The following is a 26,209-nucleotide window of genomic DNA, read 5'->3' on the forward strand; positions in this document are numbered from 1 at the left end:
CCTGGACCTGTGCGGCTTGGATGGCCCGTGACGCGAGTCCGTATTCAAGTGACCTGATTGATGGCCGATAGCTTTTTCAAGGGCGCTTGGCACGCCCAATGCATGAAAAGGGCTATGACGACCACTAATTTCCTGATCGAATCGGAGCGCAACGCTCCGAGCAACGTGATCCCGCTTCGCTCCGTCGAGAGCAAGCCACGGGGAGCGGGCGCTCGTCCCTACCGATCAGTGGGCGCTCAAGTGCACGCCATCGAAGCGAATGCGGTAGAAAAAGAGCCACCTGAGCAACGTTTGGCACGGCGTGTGGAACGCGTTCTCTGTGCCCTGCTCTATCACACGGTGCTCGGGCCGGGGGATCTTCGTGACTCGAAGTCTTTTTCCATCGAAAAGCGTGTGAAGCAGTTGGTGTCGCACGACCGATTGACGGCGATCGCGCGCGCAGCGATTAGTCTTGACCTGACCGCCGACCTCACCCGTCTGGCAGCGGCAGCGATCACGTTCGAACTCCAAGCTCAGTCTCTATGGCAGAACAGATTGCTGCGCCTGTTCTCAGCCCATCGTCGACTCATCAATGCTGACACGTTGGCCATCGCGGGTCTGCTCGCCTGGGACTTGGACGCATTGAAGGCTCGCCCGATCGACACATTTGCCAAGTTTCTTTGAACGTAGCTCTCAGTGTGGCGTCTGTTCGGCAGCTTCAAGGCAAAGTAACGATCACCGCAAGGCCACCTCCCTGTCGATTGGAAAGTTGAAGGCTGCCGCCAATGGCGCGCGTCAATTGCATAGCAATGGCCAGGCCCAAGCCCGCACCGCCTGTGTCACGGTTGCGCGAACCTTCCAATCGGTAGAACGGTTGCAGAACCTGGCTCAACTGATCTTCGGGAATGCCTAGTCCGCGATCGCACACGGCCATGCATAGTGAGCCTTCCTCGTTGCGCCAGGCACTGACTTCGGCAGCGCCGCCATATTTGATGGCGTTGTCGATCAAGTTGCCTAGCACGCGCCGCAGCGCCTGCTGACGGACCACGGCCACGCCGCTGATGGACTCCGATAACGTGACAGCTTTGCCGATGTCCTGGTAGTCGAATACGAGGCTTTCCAGGAAGGCCTTCACGTCCATGCGCACCGGCGTCTCGGCGCCACCATGCGCGCTGCGTGCGTAGGTGACACCTTCGCGCACCAGGTGCTCCATCTCATGCAAATCGCTGAGAATCTTCTCGCGCCCTTCGCCTTCTTCCAAGGACTCCGCGCGAAGACGCATGCGTGTGATGGGTGTCTGCAAGTCATGCGAGATCGAGGCAAGGATGTGCAAGCGCTCCTTGAGGTGGCCGGCGATGCGTTCCTGCATCGTGTTGAAGGCGATCGCAGCGTGAGCTACTTCGATGGGGCCTGCTTCGCTCATTTGTGGACCGTCCGCCATCGGCGTCATGGCTTCCGCGGCCTGCGCCAGTTGCGCCAGGGGGCGTACGACCAATCGCACTGCCAGCCAGGTGCACACGAGCAGCAGAAGCAGTTGCAAGGGCAACACGATCGGCAGCCATTGCGCGATCGGTGGTACGCCTCGTGGCGTGATTTCTAGTGTGAGCGGCGAACCATCGTGCAAGGTGAAATGCACTTGATAGAGCTCGGGATTCGCCGAGATCGTGTCAGCCTGTACGTGATAATCAGAGCCGACCTCTTTCTCGATCCGGTGCGTAACTTCGCGCGCGCGATCGGTTGTCAGCGGCATACCTGGCTGACCGTGCCCGAGCAGGAAACGGTAGTTGTCGCGCTGCAGGCGGCCCAGCCAATTGGCGCGTTCGGCTGCGGGGAGGCGGTCCAACACGGCAACCGAGGTGCTCACTTCGTGCTCGACCGTGTTGAGCATAGTCGCGGTGGCACTTTCGTAGCGCTCATAGAACATTAGAGCGAAAGAAAGCCCCTGCGCCACCATCAAACCGACGAAGATGATCAGGTAAACGCGCGAAGCCATGCTGCGCGGCAACCAACGCCTCTGTGTGATGAATGCCATGCGACTCACGTGTCATCCCCATGCACGGTGATCGGCATGCTGAACACATAACCTTCGCTGCGTACGGTCTTGATGTACGACTGATCCTTGGAGTTGTCTTCAAGACGAGTGCGCAGGCGGCTCACCAAAAGATCAATGGAACGATCGAAAAGCTCCGCATCCCTGCCCTGCGTCAGGTTGAGCAACTGGTCCCGCGAAAGCACGCGCTGCGGATGATCCAGGAATACGCGTAACAATCGAAACTCCGCGCCGCTCAGCGGCACGATGGTGCCTTCATTGTCCAGCAGATGGCGTGCCGCGGTATCCAGGCGCCAACGTCCGAACGACAGAATCTCGGCGGCTTCCGTAATGCGCAGATTCGGCGGCAGCATACGCGTACGACGAATCACCGCTTTGATGCGTGCGAGCAGTTCGCGCGGCGAGAACGGCTTTACCACGTAGTCGTCCGCCCCCATCTCCAGGCCGATGATGCGATCGGTTTCGTCGTCGCGCGCAGTCAGTAGCAGTATCGGCAGCGCGCGATGTTTGCCACTGCGCAAGGTGCGGCAAAGCACCAGGCCGTCATCGCCGGGCATCATGATGTCCAGCACGACGAGGTCGAACGCCGAGGAATCCAGTTGTGCGAACATGTCGCGGCCATCGACGGCAGCGCTGGCGCGCAAGCCGTTCTTTCGAAGGTAGTCCACGACCCCAGTGCGTATGTCGCGATCGTCATCGACGACGAGGATGTTGTCGATGTGGTCCATATTCGTGCGTCCTCAAGGTTGTGTTGCCGTTACGCGCTCTGCGGTTTGTCCAGCAACTGCCGAATGCGCTGCTCGACGTCGTCATAGTTTCCCTCGCCGACGTGGTGATAAACCACATGACCGTGCTGGTCGATGAGGTAGATGGCTGGCCAGTAACGATTTCCGTAGGCATTCCAGATGCGATAATTATTATCCACTGCCACCGGCCAAGTGATCTGATATTGGCCAATCGCTTCCCGCACAGAGGCCAGGTCGTGCTCTTCATCGTACTCGGGCGTGTGCACGCCGACGACCACGAGCCCCTTGCTGGCGTACGTGTCGTAAAGCGCCTTGGTGTGCGGCAGTACATGGATGCAATTGATGCATTCCCGCGTCCAGAACTCCACCAGCACCACCTTGCCGCGAAGGCTATCGATGGTCAGTGGTGCCGAGTTGAACCAGCGATCGGCACCGATGAAATCGGGCGCCGGGGTGCCGCCGCCGGACTCCTCGGTGCTGGTCATGGTCCAAGCGTTTGGCCAGAAAGTAATCAGGACCGCGCTCAGGGTGGCTAAGGCAGCGGCAATGCGGAGTGATGTCACGGGTGGTCTGCCCTGCAGTGGATAAATGGCAGTGCCAACGCGCCGCCATGACGCGTATTGGGCGCCCCGGATTTATCCCGAACGTGTCCGCTCCGATGGCTTTTTGTATCTGTTTGTACAAACGGATCCCGAGGCAGGCCGGCCCCGGTCGGTGAGCTTTGTATCGAAACGTATCAGAGCCCGTCCGCTACACATTTCGATGCCTTTTGGCGCTTGCCCGGACACAACCGGGATACGTCGTCGCGGTTTCCTATGCACATCGGCCAACGCCTCGCTACCTACTCGGGGCGGCCATTCAACCCATAAGGAAACCGATCATGTCCATCCTCTACACCGGCAAGACCTTCACCACCGGCGGCCGCAACGGCCAGTCACGCAGCGACGACAATCATCTCGACATCAAGCTCTCGATCCCCGGCTCCAACGGCGCCGGCACCAATCCGGAACAGTTGTTCGCTGCGGGCTGGTCCGCTTGCTTTATTGGCGCGATGGCACATGCAGCCAAGGAAAAAGGCATCGCGTTGCCGGCGGACGTCTCGGTCGCCGCTGAGGTCGACCTGGGCAACGACGCCGAGGAGGGTTTCTTCCTCCAGGCACGTCTCAACGTAAGCCTGCCGGGACTCGAGCACGCCCTTGCCCAATCCATCGTCGATCGCGCTCATCAGCTCTGCCCGTATTCGAAGGCGACGCGCGGAAACATCAAAGCCGTCGTCACCGCGCTTTAAGTCCCTTCCTCATCACGCACGCATTCCAGGAGATCACCATGAAGCGCACGCACTTAGCACTCGCCGCCGCCTTTGCCCTCAGCCTTGCCAGTTTTGCTTCGTTCGCACATGCCGAAGACTCGTCGGCTCAGCCGTCCAAATCACTCGCCGCATCGCAAGATCCTTGGGGCCCACTGAAACATGTCCACGCCGGCGTGCTGGATGTCGCCTATGCAGAGACGGGTCCGGCTGATGGCCCCGTGGTGATCCTTCTGCATGGCTGGCCCTACGACATCCACAGCTATGAAGAGGTCGCACCCGCGCTGGCGGCGAAAGGCTATCGGGTGCTTGTCCCCTATGCGCGTGGCTACGGTGACACGCGCTTCCTGTCTGATAGCACCCTGCGCAACGGCGAGCCCGTCGCACTGGCTCAGGATGTTATCGACTTCATGGATGCGCTCCACATCAACCATGCAGTGCTTGGCGGCTTCGACTGGGGTGCGCGCTCGGCGGACATCGTCGCAACCCTGTGGCCGGAGCGGGTGAAAGCGTTAGTGACGGTGAGCGGCTACCTCATCGGCAGCCAGGAATCCGGTAAAACGCCGCTGCCGCCCAAGGCGGAGCTGCAGTGGTGGTATCAGTATTACTTCGCCACCGAGCGCGGTCGCATCGGCTACGACAAATACCGTCACGACTTTGCCAAGTTGATTTGGCAGACCGCTTCGCCGAAGTGGAACTTTGACGACGCCACCTTCGAACGCAGCGCAGCCGCGCTGGACAATCCGGATCAGGTTGCCATCGCGGTCCACAATTATCGCTGGCGGTTAGACTTGGCCAAGGGCGAAACGAAGTATGAAGCCCTGGAAAAGCGGTTGGCTCAATTCCCCGCTGTCACAGTGCCAACCATCGCCTTGGAAGGAGACGCCAATGGCGCACCGCATCCGCAGCCAGAGGCGTATGCCAAGAAGTTCGCAGGCAAGTACCAGTTCCGTCTGATTACCGGTGGTATCGGCCACAACCTGCCAGAAGAAGCACCGAAGGCGTTCACTCAAGCCGTGATCGATGCCGATCACCTTTGATAACGAGCGAGGAGCATCACATGAAAGCGTCAATCATTGGGGCTGCAACCCTACTATCCATCGTAAGCGTACTGGCACCTGATAGGGGACATGCGCAGCAACTGCAAGGAACGCATCGCAAGGAATTGTCCCGCCACAACCTCAGCATTCCGGGTTACGAGGAAGTCCAACTGCGTGTCGACATCGATCCTGGAAAGACCGCTCCCAATCACAAGCATCCCGGCGAGGAAATCATCTACGTCATCGAAGGCACCTTGGAGTATCGCCTCGAAGGCAAGCCACCGGTAATGCTCAAGGCTGGCGATGTCCTGTTTGTTCCGACGGGTATCGTCCATAGCGCAACGAATGTCGGGCAAACCAATGCGGCAGAGCTTGGGACGTACATTGTTCCTATCGGGAAGCCACTTGTGGAATTGGTGAAGTGAACCCTCTTCGAGCGCTCCAGTTCATCACATCTCACATAAAACGACTTGATTAGTGTCGAGCCTCTGTCCTCCCTGCTTCTTGCTCGTCATCCCAGCGAAAGCTGGGATCCAGCGACTTTAAACCGCTTAGAAGGCACTGGATCCCGGCTTTCGCCGGGATGACGGTGAGGCATAGCTGAGGTTTGACGCTAATCAGACCACCGTGGGAAAGGGGTTTAAATAATCACGATACTCAGCGAACCATCCGCCGCAGGTTTGCAACGCGCGATACGAACAACGCTTTCTTTGATATCGTTCAACGTCGGAAGGCGCTCGCACCACGCACCCTCCGTCATCAACAAAACCATCACGTAACGCTCGATCCGGCTCAACCGCCTCGTCATAGGCAACCATCCTCGCCATGACGTCGGCAGGTCTTACCTTCGGAGATTGTGATTCTCATGACTGACATCACACGCCGCACCTTCGTGATCTCAAGTATTGGATTGTTCGGCGCCGGCCTTCTGCCGCGTTTCGTGCGGGCCGGCAACGGCAAGGAGATGGCTGGAAAGCAGCTCTGGACGCTACCGCAAAGCACGACAGCCATGGCACCACGCGAACAGCTTCTGTTCGATTTCGGCTGGCAGTTCGCACTCGGCAACGGCGATGACCCGACCAAGGATTTCGGTTTTGGATTCGGCCAGAGCGATTTTTCGAAGACGGGCACGTTCAAGATTGCCACCTCCGACTTCGATGATGCCGGCTGGCGTAAGCTGAATCTTCCACATGACTGGGCGGTTGAACTCCCCTTCGTGCACGACGACAAGGGGGACGAAGACAACCGAATGCTCTCGCATGGTTATAAGCCGCTTGGGCGGCGCTATCCCGCAACCAGCGTCGGCTGGTACCGGCGCATGTTTGAGATTCCCGAAAGCGATCGCGGACGCCGCATCTGGATCGAATTCGACGGTGCGATGCGCGACGTCATGCTGTTCGTCAACGGTTGCTTCATTGGTCGCCACGACGACGGCTACACCCCGTTCCGCTTCGACCTCACCGACTTCCTCAATTACGGCGGCAAGAATTACATCGCCCTGCGTGTCGACGCCAGTTTCGGCGATGGCTGGTTTTACGAAGGCGCTGGCATCTATCGCCATGTCTGGTTGACCAAGATGGATCCGGTTCACCTAGGCAAGTGGGAAAGCGTGGTACGCCCGACCGTCAAGGGCGATGCGGCCACCCTAGACCTCGCGACGATCATCGAGAATGAGAACGAGCATCCGGTAAATGCCTCGCTCGAATGGACCATCATAGATGCCACCGGCCGCACGGTTGCGCGGGCGATATCGGCGGCACAGACCATTGCGCCGAATGCATCGATGAACTATCGGGCCACAGCGACCGTTGGCAATCCCACACTCTGGTCGCCTGACGCGCCTCATCTCTACACGGCCCTCGTCAAAGTCATCGTCGACGGCAGTTTGCGCGATGCCGAACAGATTCCATTCGGCATCCGTACGGCGATGTTCGATCCCGACCGCGGCTTCTTTCTAAATGGCAAGCCGCTCAAGATTCAAGGCACATGCAATCACCAGGATCATGCCGGAGTCGGTGCCGCCCTGCCCGATCGGCTGCAATCGTTTCGGATATCCGTGCTGCAAGGCATGGGCTGCAACGCGGTGCGCACGTCACACAACATGCCGACGCCCGAATGGGTCGATGCATGCGACCACATGGGCATGCTTATGATGTGCGAAACGCGTCAGATGAGCTCCAGCCCGAGTGGTCTGCAACAGCTCGAAACCATGGTGAAGCGGTATCGCAACTCACCTTCGATCATCATCTGGTCGATCGGCAACGAAGAGTGGAAGTTACAAAAGGGCGATATGGCCAAGCAAGGCGCCAGCATCGCAGCGACCATGGTCGAGCGCTGTCACGAACTCGATCCCACCCGCGTTGTTTCCGCAGCAGTCAATGGGGATAACGAGCAAGGGGTATCCGATGCGCTCGATATCATCGGTTTCAACTATCACACTGACTTTCCCGACGCTTTCCACAAGAAGCATCCGAAGCGCTCTGTATTCGGATCGGAAACGTCCAGCGCTATTTCCACTCGCGGCGAATACACCTCTGACAAGGCAAAGAACACGGTCAATAGCTATGACGGGGTTGTAGATTGGGGACAGACGCCGGAGCAATGGTGGACTTTCTACGGTACCCGCGAATGGCTGGCGGGGGGCTTCGCCTGGACAGGCTTCGACTATCGTGGCGAGCCGACACCTTATGGTTGGCCCTCCATCAGCTCGCAATTCGGGATTGTCGATCTATGCGGCTTCCCCAAGGATTATTATTACTACTACAAAGCCTGGTGGCGACAAGAACCCAGCCTCCACGTGTTTCCACATTGGAACTGGCAAGGAAAGGAAGGCCAAGACATTACCGTCTGGGCATACACCAATCTCGATGAAGTCGAACTGCTGCTCAACGGCAAGAGTCTCGGCATCAAGAAAGTGCCTCATCTGGGGCATGTGGAGTGGAAGGTCGCTTACACGCCCGGGGTCATCGAGGCACGTGGTCGTCGTAACGGCCAAATCGTCCTGACCGAGCGTCGCGAAACCACCGGTCCAGCGCAAAAAATCCGTTTGACCGCCGATCGCTCGGAGATCGCTGCAGACGAGCAGGATGTAGCCATCATCACTGTCGAAGCGCTCGATGAACGTGGCCGGCTGGTACCGACGGCGATCAACAAACTCGCGTTTCGGATCTCTGGGGCGGGCCAGCTCATCGGCGTCGGCAATGGCAATCCCAACTGTTTGGAGAGCGACAAAGAGCCCAAGCGATCGCTATTCAATGGGTTGGCCCAGGTCATCGTTCAATCGACGGATGAAGCTGGCCAAGTTCTCATCGAGGCCGTCGAAGATGAATCGGCTGAACACCCACTACGCACTGCCTCGCTGGTGATTAGAACAAGAAAGCCCGCATCGAGACCTCAGCGCGTCGGTTGATCAGCATACTGACCTTGGCAATACGCAGGCTGGCCAGGATAGCCAACCTGCGTATACCAGCCTCCGCACCCGCTCATTATTTGTGATCTTTGTCCCGCGGAAAAATGTTGACGATGACAACGTCCCGCTTGTCTTCGTCATGACAATCATCATCCCCGCCACCCGCATGAAGCTGAGGAATATTGCCGTCGGGCGTCGGCGGAACGGTATAAGGATTACCGCCGAGGGCCTGGATCTTTTCGATTAGAAGAGCGAGGTAATAGACCATGGTCGGATACCAGGGGCTCTTTCGATCGAGATGCTCGACGCGCCAGCTCATGATCGACAACAGCTGGAGATGATAGAGCAGCATCTCCCCTTGGGTGGATACGGGAATGCCGAGTTGAAACGTGCCAATGGGCTCGCGCCAGCGACCCGAGTCCAACTGTGCCGCTTCCACCACCTTGGGGTCCGGATGCGTGACGACCAGCGCGTAGTCGCCCGACGCGTCGAACACCGACAGGTCGGTCACCAGCGATCGACGATTGCCGAGGTCGAACACGCCCTTAGCCGCGCGGGTTCCTTTCGTTTGTTTTGACGCGGCGGAGGATTGATCTGCGAGCAGCTTATTCGCTTGGTCCAACGTGATCTTTTCGACCCGTGGTGCAGGTAGCCGAGCAACGCGCTCGCGATTGGTGATCTGCTGCACAGATAGGTCGAACCTTTGCCCCTTGCGAATCCCCAGCGGGAGCTGGACGGACAACACGCCGGTCTGGCGGCGCAAACTTCTGGGGATGGGCACGTAGCGGTCACCACCACCGGGGATTTCGATGGTATGAGCATCGATCGCACGAATTTCGTGGCGCGCGTAGAAGCGATCCGCGAGATCGACGACATCCTGAGCATTCCAGCTCGGGATATGGAGGTTGACATAGGTGCCGGCAGGTATCGCCCTGGACCACGCCAAGAGCAACTCGTCAGGCGGAAGATTGGATGAGATCACGCCTGGCGTCGCCTCGATCTCGAACGTGTGCATGGCGACGCGCGAAGCGCTCAACCCTGGATTGGCGACAGTGCTGATCGCCAGATTGCGCTGGGATATCTTGTCGGACGTCGCAGGGTTGGCACCGCTCGGAATCGGTGCGCCTGCGTAGATAACCTCGGTGACGACACATTGGTGCTCACCCATCACGATTGTCGGCAAGGGTACCGGCGAGCCGCCCGACACCGGCGTCGGGGGCAGGTAGGGATCGTTTAGATTGTTGTCGATCAACGCGCCATAAATCCGATATCCAACACTCGCTTGAACGAGCTTGGAATTGTCGGGGTCGGTCTGGGAGCTTGGCGGCTCCACGCGCGTCGTCGAAAAGTACGGGAACGACAGCCATTGCGTTCCACCGTTCTGCGTACCGGGAAGATCGATAGGCGTTGCACCCGATGTTTGAAGGTAGCCTTCCATCGGCATGCCGCTGCCATCAAGCTGATACGTCAGCGCGGCAGTGGTTTGAGAGACGAACGTCCTGAAGAAAACCTGCACCGGATTGGCATCGCCGCCAGCGCTGCTCAGTCGAACGCGGGCCAGCGCGAAATTGTAGACAAGCTTCGGCGGATGGCTCGTGGTCATCGCCGCCACGCTGAGCACCGATCCGGCCTCGGTCGAAGGCAGCGTGGTGAACTGGTGCGAGTTGATGCCGGACACAACATTTCGCAGGAATGTCAGCGCATCGGCACGGGTCGCATTGGCGGGCAGATGCACGCCCTGAAAGCTGTCTCCAGCAACGACATGAAACACCTTGATGTCCGAACTCAGCCAATACGTGGTGTTTCCGTCCGCAAGGTCGAGCATGAAAGGGTTCGCGCTTTTGATGAGCTCGATCCACGCCATGTCGGTTAGCGCCGTCGGCACCGCGCTCGTCGTCAATGAGGCGCTGACAGGCACCGTGATGGCGTTGCCGCCGAAGGTGAAAGCGCTGCCGGTGAAATTCAGCTTATAGGTGAAGGTGAAGCGCTGCAGACGGTCGGAGAGCGTTGGATCATCACTCGCGATCCCGGTCGGGACGACGGTGATGGGAAAGCCACCACTGACGCTGACAGCTGGTGCCCAATGCATCAGTTGCGTTGAAGAAGGCGACAGTGTCGTGATACCGCCGTTGGGAAATTGGCTGGGCTTGAGGCCATCGACCGTGACGAAAATGGCTGCAGGGAAACTGGGTGTCGCCGTAGCCTCGTCCTGGCTGAAGGTGCTGCGCTCGAGGATAAGGCTGATCGCCGGTTTCGAGCGCGCGAGCCAATTGGTGATGTTGATGTATACAGCCTGGATATCGGCGAATGCCGCAGCATTGGCTGACAGGCCCTGCCCCTTTTCAGCGTCGCCGCCGACGAAATTATTGAGCGCCGTCGTATCGACGTTGCTCGCCCCGACAAGATTGATGTCTAGATAATGATGAAAGGTCGAGCCGGTAACGATTCGGCCGACACCTGCCACACGCCCATCGTAAACGCTGAGCGTGTTGACTTTGAAAGTGCCGGAGACCGTGGAATCAAGCACGAATGGCGCGGGGTCGCCAACATAGTAACTGGCTTGCGATTTCGTCTTGCCGGTGGCAATGATCTGCGGCATTTCGCGATGACCGGCGATCTCGCGAAACTCGCCCTTGGAGGTATCGCCATACGGCGATGGCTGCGTATAGTCGAAGCCACCGACCACGTCCAAGGCGTCGCCTTCGTGCATATGGTCTGGATAAACCGTGACGTCGTGCCCATTGTTCCGCAAGATCGGATGAGCAGGTGACGAAGTCGGCGTGATGGTTTGTGGCAGCGCGTCCGATTGATTTTCAAAATAGGCGTAGGGCGTGACGGTGGCATTGCCTACCGAGTCGGTCGCTGGATAGATCCCCGACGGATTGATGAGCGTCGTATCCGCCCGTCCGATGCCGAATACCGGGAAATTGTCGGGAACCGCGGCCAGATCCGCTGGCTTGCTGGTGTCGTTCTGGCCGTACCAACTGCGCATCACCCGCACCCGCGGAATCTGGCCACACATCGCCGAGCCGAGGCTGTAATGATCGCCGACGGCAAACACGCCACCGCCCTGCTCCATGAAATTGGCAATGGCGTTGAGCTGTGTCGCGTCGAGGGGCGGTTTTGTGCCTTCGAGCACGGGCGGCTGGGCGGTGTCGTTCAAGCCCCCGTCGCCGACCATCCAGATGACATCGAAGTCGAGCAGGTTGGTGCTGGTGGCAAAGTTGAAGTCGGCGAAACCGACGTCGGCGTTGGGGTCGGCTTCGCGGTTGGCCTTTGTTACCTGGAAGCCGGCGCCCTTAAGCGTGCTCACCAGTGTCGTAAAGGTGAAGTCCGGCGTTGAAGTGTTGTCTTGGAACAGGAAAGCACCGTCGATAACGACCAAAACATTGATGGCCATCTCACACCTCCTCTGGTTCCCAAGATGCAACAGCTTCGGATCGAAACCATGCGACAGGCTACCTGAGCGACTTAGTGCTGGTGCTAGAAGAGCGCGATCGTCAAACACTCAATCCGGATGATTGAGTCCCCTATTCTTTCCCATGCCCCTTTCTTTCTCGTCCCCGAGCTTGAAGGCTTCAAAATCTCGGAACGGTCCCCTGACTTCCCACCGACTCTACAATTCCCTCCGCTCTCGCAGCGTGAAGGTTACGTAAAATTGTTAGCCGTAAATTTGGTTGATAGAACGGATGCATCCGCGCGAGGGATTTTTGCAAAACTGACTGTTCGAGTGTTTGTTGACATCGCGAGATGGAGCTGGCGTTCTATCTCTGGCCGACCAGGCCAGGCAGCTCGGTACTAACAAGTGGTCGCAGCGGTTAGTCGCCTTGATGCATTCGCATCGTGAACACGGCTTCGTCGATCTCACGCGCCCCTTGGTATGCAAAATGCTTAAGCATCAGGTACCTTTCGCAGCCTTTTCCTTCGCAGCTAGACGCTGTGCTTGAAGGTCGCCGCGACTTGCTTCCTGAGCAGTCTGTACAGAGGTTTCCGTCGCCTCGGCGAGGGCGGCGTGGAAGGCGGCGTGCGCGGCGCTGCTAATGCTGACCTTATCGGAAGATGATGACGATGACGACGTTGCCTTGTTACTACTACTCGGCTGCACAGCGGGGGCCGATACAGCGGGGGCCGATTGCGTGGTGGTAGTGGCGCTGGTGCCCGAGGTCGCAACGGTAGTCGGCTGACTGCTGATTGCCTGTATGGACATGATTTTCTCTCCAAGGAAAGGTTACGCCTTTTACGGCATACGACTTATCGGCAAAATGAGACTGGACTTTAGCTGTGTTGTACAAGATGGCACTTTCAGCATTTTGGCATCGCACAAACCATCCAGTGCCACTTTCATCTGGCATGAGAAGAACAAGGAAAAGTAGTCCGAGCCTTTTCCCTGGTCCGCACCTTGGGCATTCGTCGCCCAATAGGATAAGGACAATCTGAGTGTGATGCCGGCTCGCAGGAGCTTGACGCCTCTCCCCAATATTGTTCTCATCAGGATAACGCGCCCGCCATGTCGGAGCGGGTAACGGACAGGGGGACAACGGATGGTTATCAGTCGAGTAGTCGTCGGCACCGGTTGCGTGCTAGCGCTTCTGGTGAGTGGATTCGCTCACGCCCAACAAAACGGCACTGTCACTTACGTCTATACCGATCCCCAAGGCACTCCCTTGGCGGAGACGGATGCCCAAGGCAACATCACGGCGACGTTTGATTACACGCCATATGGCAGCATAGCGATGGGTACGCCACCCAATGGACCTGGATACACGGGACATGTGGATGACCCCGAGACCAATCTCATCTACATGCAGCACAGGTACTACGATCCAGTAACCGGGCATTTTCTCAGTGTTGATCCTGTCGTACCTACGGCAGGTAACACCTTTAGCTTCAACCGATACGATTACGTCAACAACAACCCAGTTGATCACATCGATCCCGATGGAAGTACCTGCACGCAAACCAATAAGACGTACACATGTCAGATCGACAAAGTAGTCACGCAGCAGAATGGCAAGCTTGTAACTAGGAATGCAACTGCCGAGGACCATAAAACGTACGCAGGATTAGAAACGGCTCTGACAAAGGCAGTCAACGCGGCGGCCAGTTCCGGGAAGACCGCGGATATCTCGTTTCAGAGCGGCGGCAAGACCTATTCATTTTCTATTGCAGGGACTTCGGTGGCCCAGAACTTGGCAGGACGCATAATAAGAGCTGATCCCGTGGAATCTGGGGCTATGGATACACAGGGCAACACGACCACCGTTGAGCAGGCTGGCCTGCAGCCGGGGCGCACGGTCGTCGGCAATGCAGAGAGGACGCAAGAGTTTTATTTTTTACATGAGGGAATCCATCGAAGTCGCGAGGAACGGAACGCTCTTGGATGGCGCGGATTGTTGCAGATGGGTGCCGATCAAGATGCTCATCAAGACTCTTATAACGCTGCAGCGACTTCCTTTTTGGGGCCAAACCAATGAATGCTATGGCGATGGTCCTGGCTGTTACCAGCGCTTTGTGTAGCCTTCCCATCGATTCGATCGGGGATCTTGGCTGCTCGATACGGTATGTTGATAAGCAGCAAGGTTATTTTCTTGGCATCGAAAAAAATAACGTCATAATCGGCACCGCACGTGACGCCGTAAAAAATCCCGCTCATGATGTGTCGCAAGTCGATGGGCCTATTGAAAACTGTTCGTCCCGCGCGTTTAAGTGTCGAACTATCGGCGGTTATTTGGTATTTGTTATCCCGACGGGTGCAGGCCATTCTGCAGAATATACAGAAGGGCCACGGATATCCGTTCAGCGAGTCGCGAATGGCGGATGGCACGGCTCTGCAATGTGCTCAATGGTCACCAGCACAGGTTGCTCACCCAATGTTGACGTGAACAAGCTCGTTGAGGCCTATCAATACGACGTCAATCCAGCAGGTGTTGTGACATCGGTAAAAATTCAGAATTGGAATGATGCTGGGAAGCTATTGAGCACCTATAACTTGGTCCTCGTGAGTGAGAGTGGACTCAAGTTGAATTGACCCCCAATGACTGTTGTGGCGATGATCCTGTTTGTTGCTAGCGCTTTGTGCTTCGATAATAACATTGATACGATTAGTGATCTCACCTGCCCGATACGGTATGTGGATAAGCAACAAGGTTACTTTATTGGCATAGAAGGAAATAACGCCATCATAGGCACGGCAATCCGCGACGTAAAAAATCCCGCCAATGACATGCCGCAGGTCGATGGGCCAATTGAAAATTGTTCATCCCGCGCGTTCAAATGCCGATCCATCGCCGGATTGGTATTCGCCATCCCAAAGGGCACAGAGCATTCTGCAGAATATTCAGATGGGCCCAGGATAGTAATTAAGCGACTCGCAAATGGGGGATGGCATGGCTCCGCAACATGCTCAATGATTACCCGAACAGGTTGCTCACCGCATGTTGACGTGAACAAGCTTGTTGAGGCCTATCAATATGACGTCAGTCCAGCGGGTGTTGTGACATCGATAAAGATCCAGGATTGGAATGATGCTGGGAAGCTATTGAGCACCTATAACTTGGTTCTCGTGAGTGAGATTGGGCTCAAGTTGAATTGATCCAAACCCACGTATGTTGGTTTCCATGCTTGGTTGAGCCAAATATCCATCAGAGAAAAGGGGGCAGATTACTTTTCCTTTCTCCGTTGTCAGAACAGAGGACGTCTTGTAGATTCGAAACATGGGGCTTAAACGAATGGACAACGTAGGAATCGTCGTCGATGACCTCACAGCGACGATTGATTTCTTTCGCGACGTCGGCCTCGAGCTCGAAGGGCGGGCCACGATCGAAGGAGAATGGGCCGGACGTGTCACCGGATTGGGCGATCAGCGCGTCGAGATTGCCATGATGCGCACCCCCGACGGTCACGGCCGGCTCGAGCTCTCCCGCTTTCTCACGCCGCCCAACGTGGCGGATCACCGGAACGCCCCGGTGAATGCTCTGGGCTATCTACGCGTCATGTTTGCCGTGGACGACATCGACGAGACGCTCGAGAAGCTCCGCAAGCACGGCGCGCAGCTCGTAGGCGAAGTAGTGCGTTATAAAGACGCGTATCGGCTCTGCTACATTCGCGGGCCTGAAGGGCTTCTCATCGGACTCGCCCAGGAGCTCAGCTGAGCGCCAGCACCACAAACGCGGTGCGCCGGCATTCGACTGCAACACCGAGCGTCGCCCTCTTCCTTAACTTGCTAAAAGTAGCGGTATTCCAGTGTTCTCACTGGACGTAGTGAAACTGGGTAAAGATCACCTGCCAGCGGCCATTGCGTTTTGCCCAGACATCGACGAAGCGGCCTCGAATCGCATATGCCTTGCCATGATTGAATCCCTTGGCATCGACCATTCCGCCAAGCACGGCACCGTTCGACCATACTTTACGCACCTGTTGGCTGATGGCGACATAGGTGGTCTTGCTTCCCGGCGCTACCGCATCGGCGATGAACTCTGCCTTGGTCTGATTTTTGCCGCTTGTACCGGCCAGCGTGTAGTCATCGGCCAAGAGCCGTTCGAGTTCTGACCGGTCGGATTTGAATTGCGCGAGATCATAGGCTGTCGCGGCAGCGGCAAGATCCTGAGGCAGGCCGCTATAGTCACCGACTTCCTGCCCTGCCTGTGCCGAAGCCGCGATCAACGCAGCTGCGCAAATCGCCCATTTCCAGTGTGATACCCGCATTGTCCACCTCCAATGTCTGGTGTCCTTGTGCAAGGTAGCCACGAAATCCGGTAAAGCAATGACCCGGAAGTCATAGGGGCACGTGCGTCACTACAAACTTGCAGCTCTCTGCTCGATCTGTTGAGACTGCAAAAAGGTGGCGCGGCTGCCTTGATCTGGCAGCCGCGCAGCAGGGATCTCACAAACCCCCGCACACCACAAAACACTACCAACCAATGCCGAATGCCATGTGCTCTGGCTGTTGCGTCACGATGGTTGTGCTCTGGTTGTTGTTGTCGTCATACGAGAAGCCGTATGCCAGTCCACTGACCGAGTGCTGATGCCAGAACTGCGAATAGAAGTTGGCTGGCGAGGATTGATAGTAGGTTGAAGCAGTCGCCCAGTTCGTGGATGTAAGCAGCAGTACACCACGGTTCGTCGCCGCGCAGATCTGGTTTTGCAACTGCAACTGGATGGCGTTCTCGTCCTGTTGCTGGGGCGAACTTCCCGCAACGCCGCTGGCCATCGTTCCGGCACACTCCAACACGTCCTGCGTGGACGGTTGTTGGACGACAAAGGTCTCTCCAGCATTGGCCGCAGCCGGATTGACCTCTGTAAAGGTAAAGGTCGATCCAGAGGTAGTGCCGGTAAATTGACGACCGTTGAGGGTTAGCGTCAGAGGCGTGGTGGTGTACTTCGCCCATGCGCTTGCGATGTAACTATCAAAGTAGTTTCCATTCGCTCCACCCGTACCGAAAGTGGTTTCCGCGGGCGAGAGAATGCGCAGGTTGTTCGGCGCAGGCGTATGGAATACTGCCGGCGTCTGACTGATGTATTCCTGGTCAAGGTTTGCGATCGACTCGTTGATACCCACCTGCATGTGGTAGGTCTCATTGGACCCCCACACATCCAGCAGAAGCGGCAAGCCGAACTGATTGACCTGGGTGGTGTTGATAAAGATGCCGCCGTTCGCGCCGTAGGTGAACTCGTACCAATCGTAGTGGACGTTGATATTCGGATCGGTGTTGTTGAGCGGGTTGGGTCCGGCGTATCCGTTGTTGCCATTCGCACCGGCCACGATCGACATATAAAGCGGGCTGCCTTCGGAAATGTAGATACGTCCGGCAGTCAGCGGCGGCAGCTTGAGTTGATGGCTCTGAGCAAGCGTGAACGCGTAGTTAGGATACGTCTGTCCGTTCGGTGCGACCACTGCGTTGGCAGCCGTGTTGTCCGCGACATTGGCCGGCGTAATGGTGCCGTCGTAGTTAACCCAGGAGAGCGCTCCGGTGGCAGGATCGTTGCCCAGGATCTCGACATAGATCTGGTTGTCTGCCCATGTGCCGTTAGTGTTGTTGTTGAGATCAGTGACGATGACACCAGGAACGACCGTGTAGCTGGGCGCAAGATTGACGCTCAGCGTGGCTGCTGAAGAGTTAGCAGAGCCCGCTGAGTTACTGACTGCGACCGTGAACGTGCTGGTGTTATCGGCATAAGTGGTACCCGGCGTGGTGTAGCTCGCGCTGGTTGCCCCTGTGATGACCGCACCATTCTTGTACCACTGATAAGTCAGTGAAGTGCCACTGGCAACCACGGAGAATGTAGCAGTCCGCCCGATCGTGACCGTTTGACTGGTTGGCACCGTGGTAATGACGGGCGCCGTTGCCGTCGGCGACGCCGACGTCGTCGTGACGGCGGTGTTGGACGCTGGCGAAGCACCGGCCGCATTGACCGCCTCGACGGCGTAGGAGTACGTGGTCGAGGCCGTCAAACCCGTATCGCTATACGAGGTGCCACTCAGGCCATTCGCGACGGCGACACCATTGCGAACCACCGTGTACGTAACGCCGGACGTTGCCGATGCGGTCCAGCTCAAGTCGACTTCACTGGAAGAAGCCGACGTTGCCGTCAGGTTCGCAGGTGCATCCGGAATCGCGATCGTCGTGGCGCTGGCTTGCGAAGCCGGGGCCGACGTGCCGGAGGTGTTGGACGCCTCGACCACGTAGTAGTACGTCGTGTTTACCGCAAGGCCCGTATCCGAATAGCTGGTGCTGGTTGCCGTGGCAATTTGATTGGCGCTGGAAGGCGTAAAGCCGGACGTCGTGCTGCGGAAGACGTCGTAGACCACGCCAGAGGCTGACGAAGCCGTCCAGTTCAAGTTGATCTGACTGGCAGAAACGGATGTCGCAGTCAGGCTACTCGGTGAGCCGATGGGAGGCGCGACCACTTCGATGCCGTTGATCACCGCGTTATCCGTGATCGTGGTGAACTGAAGCACGATCTGCCCTTGCGCATTGGCGGTCGCCGTAAAGGGCTCGACGATCGCAATGTCCTGGCCCCCGGCCGTCGCAATGATGTCGAAGTTACTCAACACCTGCGTGCCGTTGATGCTCACATTGAATACGCGCTGCCCCGCTTTGGTCCAATAGAACTCGTCGAAGTGCAGACGCACCACGTAGTTGGCTCCAGCAGTCAGACCGGGCAGCGTATAGCTGAAGTTATTGCCGACACGTTGGTGCTGATAGACCGACTGGGGAGCGGGATTCGTCACGCCAGCGATATTGATCGTTGCGCCTGTACCGGATGCCGCGCCACCGTTGAAGTCCTCATCGGCAGCGTAGGAACCCGCTGCAGGACCGCCAGCGCTGATCGCAAGCACATCCGAGCCACACCCCGAGACGCAGTCGACATCGAATGTGGTTGCCGTGGCAGTGTTGGAGGCCATCGACGTACCCACCGAATCGACCGCTTCGATCGTGTAGGAGTACGTGGTGGAGGATGTCAGGCCCGTGTCGCTATAGGTTGTTCCGGTCAGGCCATTGCTCACCGCCGTTCCGTTACGGAACACCGTATACGTCACTCCCGACGTCGCCGAGGCCGTCCAGCTCAGGTTGATCTGACTGGAGGAAGCCACGGTTGCCGCCAGCTTCGACGGCGCATTGGGCGGCGTATTCGTAGCCGTCGCGTTTTCAACTTCGATGCCGTTGACCTCGGCATTGTCCTTGACCGTAGCGAACTGGAGCACGATCTGCCCCTGCGCGTTGGCCGTCGCCGTAAATTGCTCGGCAATCGCAATGTCCTGCCCACCGGCAGCCGCGAAGACATCGAAGTTGGTCAACACCTGCGTGCCGTTGATGGTGACGTTGAAGACGCGCTGCCCCGCCTTCGTCCAGTAGAACTCGTCGAAGTGCAGACGCACCACGTAGCTGGTACCTGGCGTGAGGCCAGGAAGCGTGTAGGTGAAGTTGCCGAAGCGTTGATTCTGGTAGACCGATTCGGGAGCCGGATTGGTCACCCCATTGATATTGATCGTCGCATTGGTGCCCGATGCCGTGCCGCCATTGAAATCTTCATCGGCGGCGAAATAGCCAGCGCCAGGGCCACCCGCGCTGATCGCAATGGCATCCGGACTGGTGCAGTTCGTCGTGCAGGTGGAGGTAGACGTCGTCACCGTGGCGGTGTTGGAGGCCGTTGAAGCGCCGGCCGCATCGCTAGCTTCGACGATGTAGTAATAGGTGCTGGCGGCAGCCACGCTCGTATCCGAGTAGGTGGTTCCTGCCGTGGTGGCTATCTGGTTTACATTGGAGGGGATGAACCCGGCAACGGCGCTGCGATAGACGGTGTAACTGACAGTACAAGCGCTTGCCGCCGTGCTCGCGCCCCACGTCAGGTTCACTTGGTTGGAGCCGTTGGCGCCTGCAGCCAGGGTTCCCGGCGCACTCGGAACAGCGCTGCAGCTATTCGCTTGCGCGGTGAGTGTGGCGGTATTGCTGTTGGTCGTACCAAACACGTCGCCGATAGCCACGCTAAAGACCGCACCGTTGTCGGCCGCCGTGGTAGCCGGTGTCGTGTAGCTGGATGACGTTGCCCCTGCAATGGCGTTTCCGTTCTTGAACCACTGGTAGCTCAAGCTGCCAAGGCCGGTCGCCGTCACGCTGAAGCTTGCCGTTTGTCCAACGGCTACTGCCTGATTGCTTGGCTGCGCCGTAATAGTCGGCGCCGCTCCAGCGTCGGTGCCAGAGGTGCACAGCGTTGCGCCAGGATAGTTGTTGGTCACTTGATAGGCCGACGTGCCATCGAAGTTCACCACCGCGGATTTCGAGGAATCGTTCGGATCGACCGTCGACGTCCACGTGCTCCAGGTTCCTGAAAAGGCGCAGGTGGAATTATTCACGCCACCGATGCTCTGCGCTTCCGACTGCGTAGCCAGACGCATATTGATGCCCGCGCAATAGGTCTGCGCATTCACGCCGGTGAACTGTGAGCCAGGCGTTGTGTCCGTCATGACGGTGCGAGTCCAGGTCAAGCCGGTCAGATTGTCCTTCACCAGGCTGGCGTTCGACGCGTTGACGGTATATCGCTCCGAGGCGCCGCCACATTGCGGCACGTTGTAGACCTGGAACTCATAGACCGAGTAGCCATACTGGGTCGCGCGCTGTATCCCGTTCAGCCGGACATAGCGTGCATTTACCGTTGGGAAGCTGAGCGTCTCCGTTCCACCCGCACCGGCGCTGGTGCTGTAGGCCACGTTCCAGGTCGGATTGGTTTTCGGATCCGCATTGGTATAGAGGATCTGATACTGGGTCGCGTACGCGTTTTCCCAATTGATGATCACCGTATTGAAGGATTGCACCGAGCCCAAATCGATCTGCAGCCACGAGGGATCAACGCCGGGAACAGCGGGCGTAGGTGGCGCACCGGCGGTCGCAGAGCCCCACCGTGTGGAAAGATTGCCGTCGACGGCATTCTCCGGCCCCAGGCATCCCGTGCCCGTGTACGGCGGCGTTGTCGTTCCGTCATTGCACGCGTTCTGCGTACTGCTTGAGGTCGCGACCGCGTTCAGGGCCAAGTTGACGCCTGGCGGCGCGAGCGTGATGCGCGCCGCGTTGCTGGTGACAGGCGCGTTGGCGGCGTTATTCACGGTCACCGTGTACGTGCCGACGTTTGCGGCACTCACCGCGGGGATCGTATAGGTCAGCGTATTCGACAGCTGCGTTCCGCCGGAGAGGATGGTGGCGGAGCCACCTGCAGGCGTGAACTGCCACTGATACGTGTACGGCGCAGAACCGGCAACGACAGCCGTAAATTGAACGGGCTCATTGATCGGCGCGATGGTGCTTGCCGGCTGCGTAGCAATGGACACCGGTGTTGCAGCATCGATCGTCACAGCAGCGGTCGAGGATTGAACCGAGCCGAGCGCGTTGGTAACCACAACATAGAAACTAGCGCTTCCAGCTGCCGTAAAGACAGGTGTGGTGTACGACGTTTGATTAGCGCCAGAAATGGCGCCTGAGCCAACCTGATACCACTGGTAGGTAAGTGTCGGCGAACCTGTCGCTGCCACCGTCAGTGTGGCCGATTGCCCATCCACCACAGCCTGGGAAGCCGGCTGTGTGGTGATGACCACGTTGGCGGGCGCATCGACACTGAGGGTGACTGGCGTCGATGTCACCGTCCCCAAACCCGAGCTGCTGGTAATCGTCACCGTAAAGGTGTCGCCATTGTTTGCGGCGGTCGTTGCCGGCGTGGTGTACGTGGCGCTGGTTGCGCCGGCGATCGGGCCGTTCGCGTCAGACCACTGATAGCTGAGCGTGCCCGAACCTGAGGCCACGACGCTGAAGGTCGCCGGGAAGCCCGACGTGGTTGCCTGGCTCACGGGAGGAACAATGATGACCGGAGCCTGCGATTGCGACGAAGCCACCGGTGCCGTCGAGCTCAACGTAACACTGCCGCTTGCCAATCCAGGCGCACTCGCCGTCACGGTGACGGTTCCGGGCGTAAATGTGCTGCGCAGGGCAATCTTCTGCAATCCGCCTTCGAAGTTCAGTTCCGGATCGCCGGGCGAGTGGAAGAAGGCGTAGGGCAATCCCTGAATCACCGTGCTGTTCGCTTGGGAGAAGGCATCCTGGTAGTAGTTGGTCCAGGATGGATCGGCTACCAGCTGCTGCGTGCCGCCCATGTACGTTGCGGGTCCGCTGACGGAGAACGTGACGTTGTCCTTTGCCGTCGGCACAAGGTTGCCATTGGCGTCCTCCACCTGCGCAACCACAAAGGCTGCATCCGAACCATTGGCTGTCCACTGAAAACTCGTGCCGTCCGGTTTGGTCACGTCAGGAACAACGCTGAGCACAATTTTGCTCTCAGTCCCTGCAGTCGTGCGCGTATCGCTCACTCCTGAAACCGGATTGCCATTCGCATCCAAGCATTGCGCGGTGACCGTGCCAGGCGCCCAGTTCACCATCCAGTGAACCTGCCCCGGCATGACCGTGGTGTTCTGCGTCAGATCCGAGCTGGAATTGACGTTCCAGGGATTGGGCACCTGATCCGCAAGCAATGTACCCGTGACCGGATCGTTGGGAACGCCGTTGATAAGCAAGCGCACCGACGGACAGTTGCTGAATGCATTCTCCTGAATCGGAGTCCCTGCGGTGTACTCGTAGGCGCGATTCCAGTGATGCGCCAGGTGAACGACTGGCTGCACCGAATACGGAATCCAGTTCGCCTGATAGATGTAGTAAAGCAAGCGGGGGAAACGATTCGCGTCGGTCGAGGAGTAACCCAGCGAGCGCACGAAGTTCACCATGTTGGGCTGGTTCTGATACTCGGCCCACAGACTGATCTCGCCCGGCGACTCGGCGAAATACCATTGCGCCATGCCGAAGGCATTGGCCGCCCTTCCCTTCCGCCAGTCGTCAAGATACGGCGCTGCAAACGCAAGCTCATAGTCATAGGCAAGGCCGCGACCGGTGCCCATGTTGTCCCAATACTCGGCGCCAAAGGCCGGATTATTCGGATTCTGCTGCTTGTTACCGGCTTCGCAGCCGGCGCCGTCGCATTCGTCGATCAAACCGAATGAGGGGCTATACGTGCGATCGGCACTGCCGCGCGGATTGATGTTGTCCCACGTCGTTTCGATGGTCCCGAGTTCGCTGGCGAGCGCCGTATTCATGCCACCGTTATCCCTCTCCCAATCGAGAATGGACGGATGGCTGCGGTCGCGAATGATCATGTCGCGATGCAGTTCCTGCTTCAGCTCAAGATCGTCAGCCGTCGGATTGGAGCTGGCATTCCAGTAGCCCTCACCATCGCCGCTAGGCTGGTCGATCATGATGCCGTAGGCATCCGCGGCGGCTACCAACTCCGCACTGCTGGTCGAGTGGCCAGGGCGCCATACGTTGCCGCCTTGCGCCGCGATCTGCGCCATGTCGCGCCAAACCTGCTCGTCGGGAACCGACGAACCAAGCGCCGGATAGTCGTAACGGCCCGATCCGCCCCAAAGATAGACGGGATGACCATTGAAGTAAGGGAAGTTTGCATCCCACGTAATCGTGCGAATGCCCAGCGTGTCCTGTGTCGAATCGACCACGACTCCGTTCACGCTGACGATGTGGTAGACCTTGTACAGATAAGGCGACCCGCACGACACCGCGGGCGTTCCACAGGTTGCATTATTCGGATACCACAACGTTGGGTTGGGAACCGTAATCTTCTGATCGAACATCGGCGTGGCGCCGGATGGAAACGTACTGGCCGTCATAGCCGGCACGGTTTGCGTAACCGGCGGCGCAGTGACAACCACGTTGCCCTTTGCGTCCACGATCTGCGTCGTCAAGGTGACCTGCTGCCCCGCCGACGTCTCATTCACCACATTGGTTTGCACATCAACGACCGCCGAAGCGGCCGTAGCAGTGCCCTGCGCGGCAGGAACCTCCGATACCGTTCCGACGTAGGTACCCCAGGTCTTCTGATTCGAATAAACGTTCTGCGGGATATGAACTGGATTTGTGACGTACAGCTTCACGTTGCGGAACAATCCCGCCATGGCCTGGCCGAAACGGAAAGCGCCGGAAAAGTTCGGCTGCTCAAACCACGAGGCCCCGCGCGAGACATCGATGGCAATGACATTGTCCGTTTTGCCGTCCGCGGTGATATACGGTGTCAGGTCGACGATCACCGGTACGAAACCCACCACGTGGGTAGCCTGCGCATCGGCAGCCACCGCGCTGACGCCGCGCAGCAACGTACCGTTTATAAAGACCTGGATACCGGTGTGCGATCCCTCAATGTTCAGTAGAAACTTCTGACCTGCGTACTTCGGATCCACCTTGAAATGCAGACGGTACCAGTTGTTGTTGCCCGTCAAAGACCCTTGGCCGCCGCCGGACGCCTGGTTGATGAAGGTGCGCGAGATATTGGCGTCGAAGGGCAAGCCCACTTGCGCCCAGGTGGCGCTGGTATCGGAACTCTCGCTGAAGCCAGGCGTTGAGTAGGCTGTCGAATTATTACTGTTCTCGAACCACCAGTTACTCTGCGGGGCATTCGACGTCGAGCTTGCGTTCCCGATGTACTGTGGAACGCCCGCGGCGAGATTGATCGTGGAGCGCTGCGAGATGGGCAGTGTCGGCTCTACTTGCTGGGCATTGGCGTAACTAGCACTCACCAACGCCAGCAGTACAAGAAGCATCATGAAGAGCGTCCGTACGCCGCCTGCCGCTATGGATGCATCGCGTCTGGTTCCAACTTCCCAAGTACGGCAAGCATGCAGTATCACCGTCATCTCCCCTGCTAGAAAGCTCGAGCTTCTGAATTGAGAATCGCTATAACCGCGTAACCCACATGGCCGTCATTCCCGCTTTCGCGGGAATGACGGCCACACATCAGGTACTTTCGCGGCTCGTGTCACTGAGATTGTCATCCCAGGCCACTCAGGGGTCGCATCATCCGCGCTGCTCACGACCATCGCAATGCAAAAAGGAAACTTTTTACGCACTCTTTCGGGTAGAGCTTTGCGTATTGAGATGCATTGCTCATTTAGATGTCTAAATTTCGAAACTGAAATAAAAAAGACAAATAAGACGTTCGATGCCCATCTTTCTGAGTTGAAAATTCCAACGCGATTGCTTTTCCTTTTTTCTTCTTGGCATCGGTATCCACATATCCTTTCGAAGTCATTCGCACACTGCTGTCCTGAGAAAATTTTGCACGGCTTGCCGAAATGCCTAAATATTCGTCATCCCGGCGAAAGCCGGACGTTCTCCGCGCTTCGCGCTACGTCCGGCTTTCGCCGGGATGACGGTAAGGCAAGTGATCGCACCTGTCGTGAATAGTGAAAAAGCTCAATAAGCAGCTTCATCAAATTCCGTACTGCGCGTAAGCGTCTCCCACTCGTCGAAACTCTTTGCGAGGGCGGCAAGCTGTTTGCGTGCCAGATCGAGCGCATCCGCACCCAGCAGCAGGTGCAGTGGCGGATTTTTCGCCTTTATCGCCTCGATGATCGCAACAGCGCCCTTCGCCGGATCGTTGTGCTGCTTTCCGTGTGATTGGAGCAGCGCATTGCGTTGCTTACCCAAGGTGTCGGCAAACTCAGGAAGCCGGATGTTGGATTGCCGTATCGATCGGCCGCGAAAATCCGTCCGAAACGCGCCAGGCTCGACCACGGTCACACCGATACCGAACGGCGCCACTTCCTTTGCGAGGGTTTCGGAAAGCCCTTCAAGAGCGTACTTGCTCGCATGGTAGTAGCCGACGTTTGGAAACGTGGTCAGCCCCCCGATCGAGCTCACATTGACGATATGCCCTTTGCCACGCTGCCTCATTCCCGGAAGCACGGCCTGCATCAAGGCGATGACGCCATGCACGTTTGTATCAAATTGCGCGCGGATTTCAGCATCTTCGCCTTCCTCGATGGCGCCGATATAGCCATAACCGGCATTGTTCACGAGTACGTCGATATGACCGAACGTGTCATATGCGGTCTTCACCGCGGCAGTTATCTGCTCGGATTGGGTGACGTCGAGGGTGACAGCGATTGCTCTGTCGCCGTAATGCCCAACAAGGTCGCGCACTGCGTCGGCCTTGCGTGCCGTGGCAACGACACGATAGCCGCGTTCAAGCACCTTTTCGGCCAAGGCTCGACCTAAACCGGAAGAGCTGCCTGTTATCAACCACACTGAATTGTCGCCAATCATGATTTCTCCGTTTCTTTTCGGACCGCCGGCG

The 26,209-nt window shown here is 57.8% G+C and carries 17 protein-coding genes; 9 read left to right on the forward strand and 8 right to left on the reverse strand.

Annotated elements, in window-relative coordinates:
* Window positions 1–114: 114 nt before the first annotated feature.
* Window positions 115–663 (forward strand): hypothetical protein, encoded by a 549-nt coding sequence (locus ISP18_RS01090; RefSeq protein ID WP_380016167.1) that lies wholly within the window; start codon window positions 115–117, stop codon window positions 661–663.
* A 34-nt stretch (window positions 664–697) separates the two neighbouring features.
* Here ISP18_RS01090 and ISP18_RS01095 read toward each other — a convergent pair whose 3' ends face one another.
* The 3 genes from ISP18_RS01095 to ISP18_RS01105 are packed head-to-tail and all read right to left on the reverse strand — an operon-like array spanning window position 698 to window position 3,260.
* Window positions 698–2,011, reverse strand: a complete 1,314-nt coding sequence (locus tag ISP18_RS01095; protein ID WP_380016169.1) for a sensor histidine kinase — start codon at window positions 2,009–2,011, stop codon at window positions 698–700.
* Window positions 2,012–2,016: 5 nt separating this feature from the next.
* Window positions 2,017–2,757, reverse strand: coding sequence for a response regulator (locus ISP18_RS01100; RefSeq protein WP_380016171.1), 741 nt, complete (start codon window positions 2,755–2,757; stop codon window positions 2,017–2,019).
* A 29-nt stretch (window positions 2,758–2,786) separates the two neighbouring features.
* Window positions 2,787–3,260, reverse strand: coding sequence for a redoxin family protein (locus ISP18_RS01105; protein WP_380016173.1), 474 nt, complete (start codon window positions 3,258–3,260; stop codon window positions 2,787–2,789).
* A 395-nt stretch (window positions 3,261–3,655) separates the two neighbouring features.
* Between ISP18_RS01105 and ISP18_RS01110 the strand changes: the two genes are divergently transcribed.
* The 4 genes from ISP18_RS01110 to galA all read left to right on the forward strand — a co-directional run bounded on the left by ISP18_RS01110 (window position 3,656) and on the right by galA (window position 8,530).
* Window positions 3,656–4,063 (forward strand): organic hydroperoxide resistance protein, encoded by a 408-nt coding sequence (locus ISP18_RS01110; protein ID WP_380016175.1) that lies wholly within the window; start codon window positions 3,656–3,658, stop codon window positions 4,061–4,063.
* Window positions 4,064–4,101: 38 nt separating this feature from the next.
* Complete coding sequence (locus tag ISP18_RS01115; RefSeq protein ID WP_380016177.1) at window positions 4,102–5,121, forward strand: alpha/beta fold hydrolase; 1,020 nt, start codon at window positions 4,102–4,104, stop codon at window positions 5,119–5,121.
* 20 nt (window positions 5,122–5,141) lie between these two features.
* Window positions 5,142–5,546 (forward strand): cupin domain-containing protein, encoded by a 405-nt coding sequence (locus ISP18_RS01120; RefSeq protein WP_380016179.1) that lies wholly within the window; start codon window positions 5,142–5,144, stop codon window positions 5,544–5,546.
* A 440-nt stretch (window positions 5,547–5,986) separates the two neighbouring features.
* Complete coding sequence (gene galA / locus ISP18_RS01125) at window positions 5,987–8,530, forward strand: beta-galactosidase GalA (protein WP_380016181.1); 2,544 nt, start codon at window positions 5,987–5,989, stop codon at window positions 8,528–8,530.
* Between the two features lie 76 nt (window positions 8,531–8,606).
* On the opposite strand, the gene ISP18_RS01130 is transcribed toward galA, so the two are convergent.
* Both ISP18_RS01130 and ISP18_RS01135 read right to left on the reverse strand, forming a co-directional pair.
* Entirely contained in the window at window positions 8,607–11,930 is a 3,324-nt protein-coding gene (locus ISP18_RS01130) for a hypothetical protein (RefSeq protein ID WP_404559236.1), read from the reverse strand.
* A gap of 498 nt (window positions 11,931–12,428) precedes the next feature.
* Entirely contained in the window at window positions 12,429–12,737 is a 309-nt protein-coding gene (locus tag ISP18_RS01135) for a hypothetical protein (protein WP_380016185.1), read from the reverse strand.
* Window positions 12,738–13,071: 334 nt separating this feature from the next.
* On the opposite strand from ISP18_RS01135, the gene ISP18_RS01140 reads away from it, so the two are divergent.
* From ISP18_RS01140 to ISP18_RS01155, 4 genes are all read left to right on the forward strand, one after another.
* A complete protein-coding gene (locus ISP18_RS01140; RefSeq protein ID WP_380016187.1) occupies window positions 13,072–14,004 on the forward strand; it encodes an RHS repeat-associated core domain-containing protein in 933 nt (310 codons plus the stop codon).
* A gap of 5 nt (window positions 14,005–14,009) precedes the next feature.
* On the forward strand, window positions 14,010–14,558 hold the full coding sequence (locus ISP18_RS01145) for a hypothetical protein (RefSeq protein WP_380016189.1): 549 nt from the start codon (window positions 14,010–14,012) through the stop codon (window positions 14,556–14,558).
* 6 nt (window positions 14,559–14,564) lie between these two features.
* Window positions 14,565–15,122, forward strand: a complete 558-nt coding sequence (locus ISP18_RS01150) for a hypothetical protein (protein ID WP_380016191.1) — start codon at window positions 14,565–14,567, stop codon at window positions 15,120–15,122.
* Window positions 15,123–15,258: 136 nt separating this feature from the next.
* Window positions 15,259–15,681, forward strand: coding sequence for a VOC family protein (locus ISP18_RS01155; protein WP_380016193.1), 423 nt, complete (start codon window positions 15,259–15,261; stop codon window positions 15,679–15,681).
* A 97-nt stretch (window positions 15,682–15,778) separates the two neighbouring features.
* Here ISP18_RS01155 and ISP18_RS01160 read toward each other — a convergent pair whose 3' ends face one another.
* From ISP18_RS01160 to ISP18_RS01170, 3 genes are all read right to left on the reverse strand, one after another.
* Window positions 15,779–16,234: a nuclear transport factor 2 family protein gene (locus ISP18_RS01160; protein WP_380016195.1), complete on the reverse strand. Its 456-nt coding sequence runs from the start codon at window positions 16,232–16,234 to the stop codon at window positions 15,779–15,781.
* A 205-nt stretch (window positions 16,235–16,439) separates the two neighbouring features.
* Window positions 16,440–24,677, reverse strand: coding sequence for a beta-1,3-glucanase family protein (locus ISP18_RS01165; protein ID WP_380016197.1), 8,238 nt, complete (start codon window positions 24,675–24,677; stop codon window positions 16,440–16,442).
* Window positions 24,678–25,326: 649 nt separating this feature from the next.
* Window positions 25,327–26,178: an oxidoreductase gene (locus tag ISP18_RS01170; protein ID WP_380016199.1), complete on the reverse strand. Its 852-nt coding sequence runs from the start codon at window positions 26,176–26,178 to the stop codon at window positions 25,327–25,329.
* Window positions 26,179–26,209: the final 31 nt, after the last annotated feature.

The organism is Dyella humi, assembly GCF_044904605.1.
In the GTDB taxonomy this organism is placed as follows: Bacteria; Pseudomonadota; Gammaproteobacteria; order Xanthomonadales; family Rhodanobacteraceae; genus Dyella_B; species Dyella_B humi.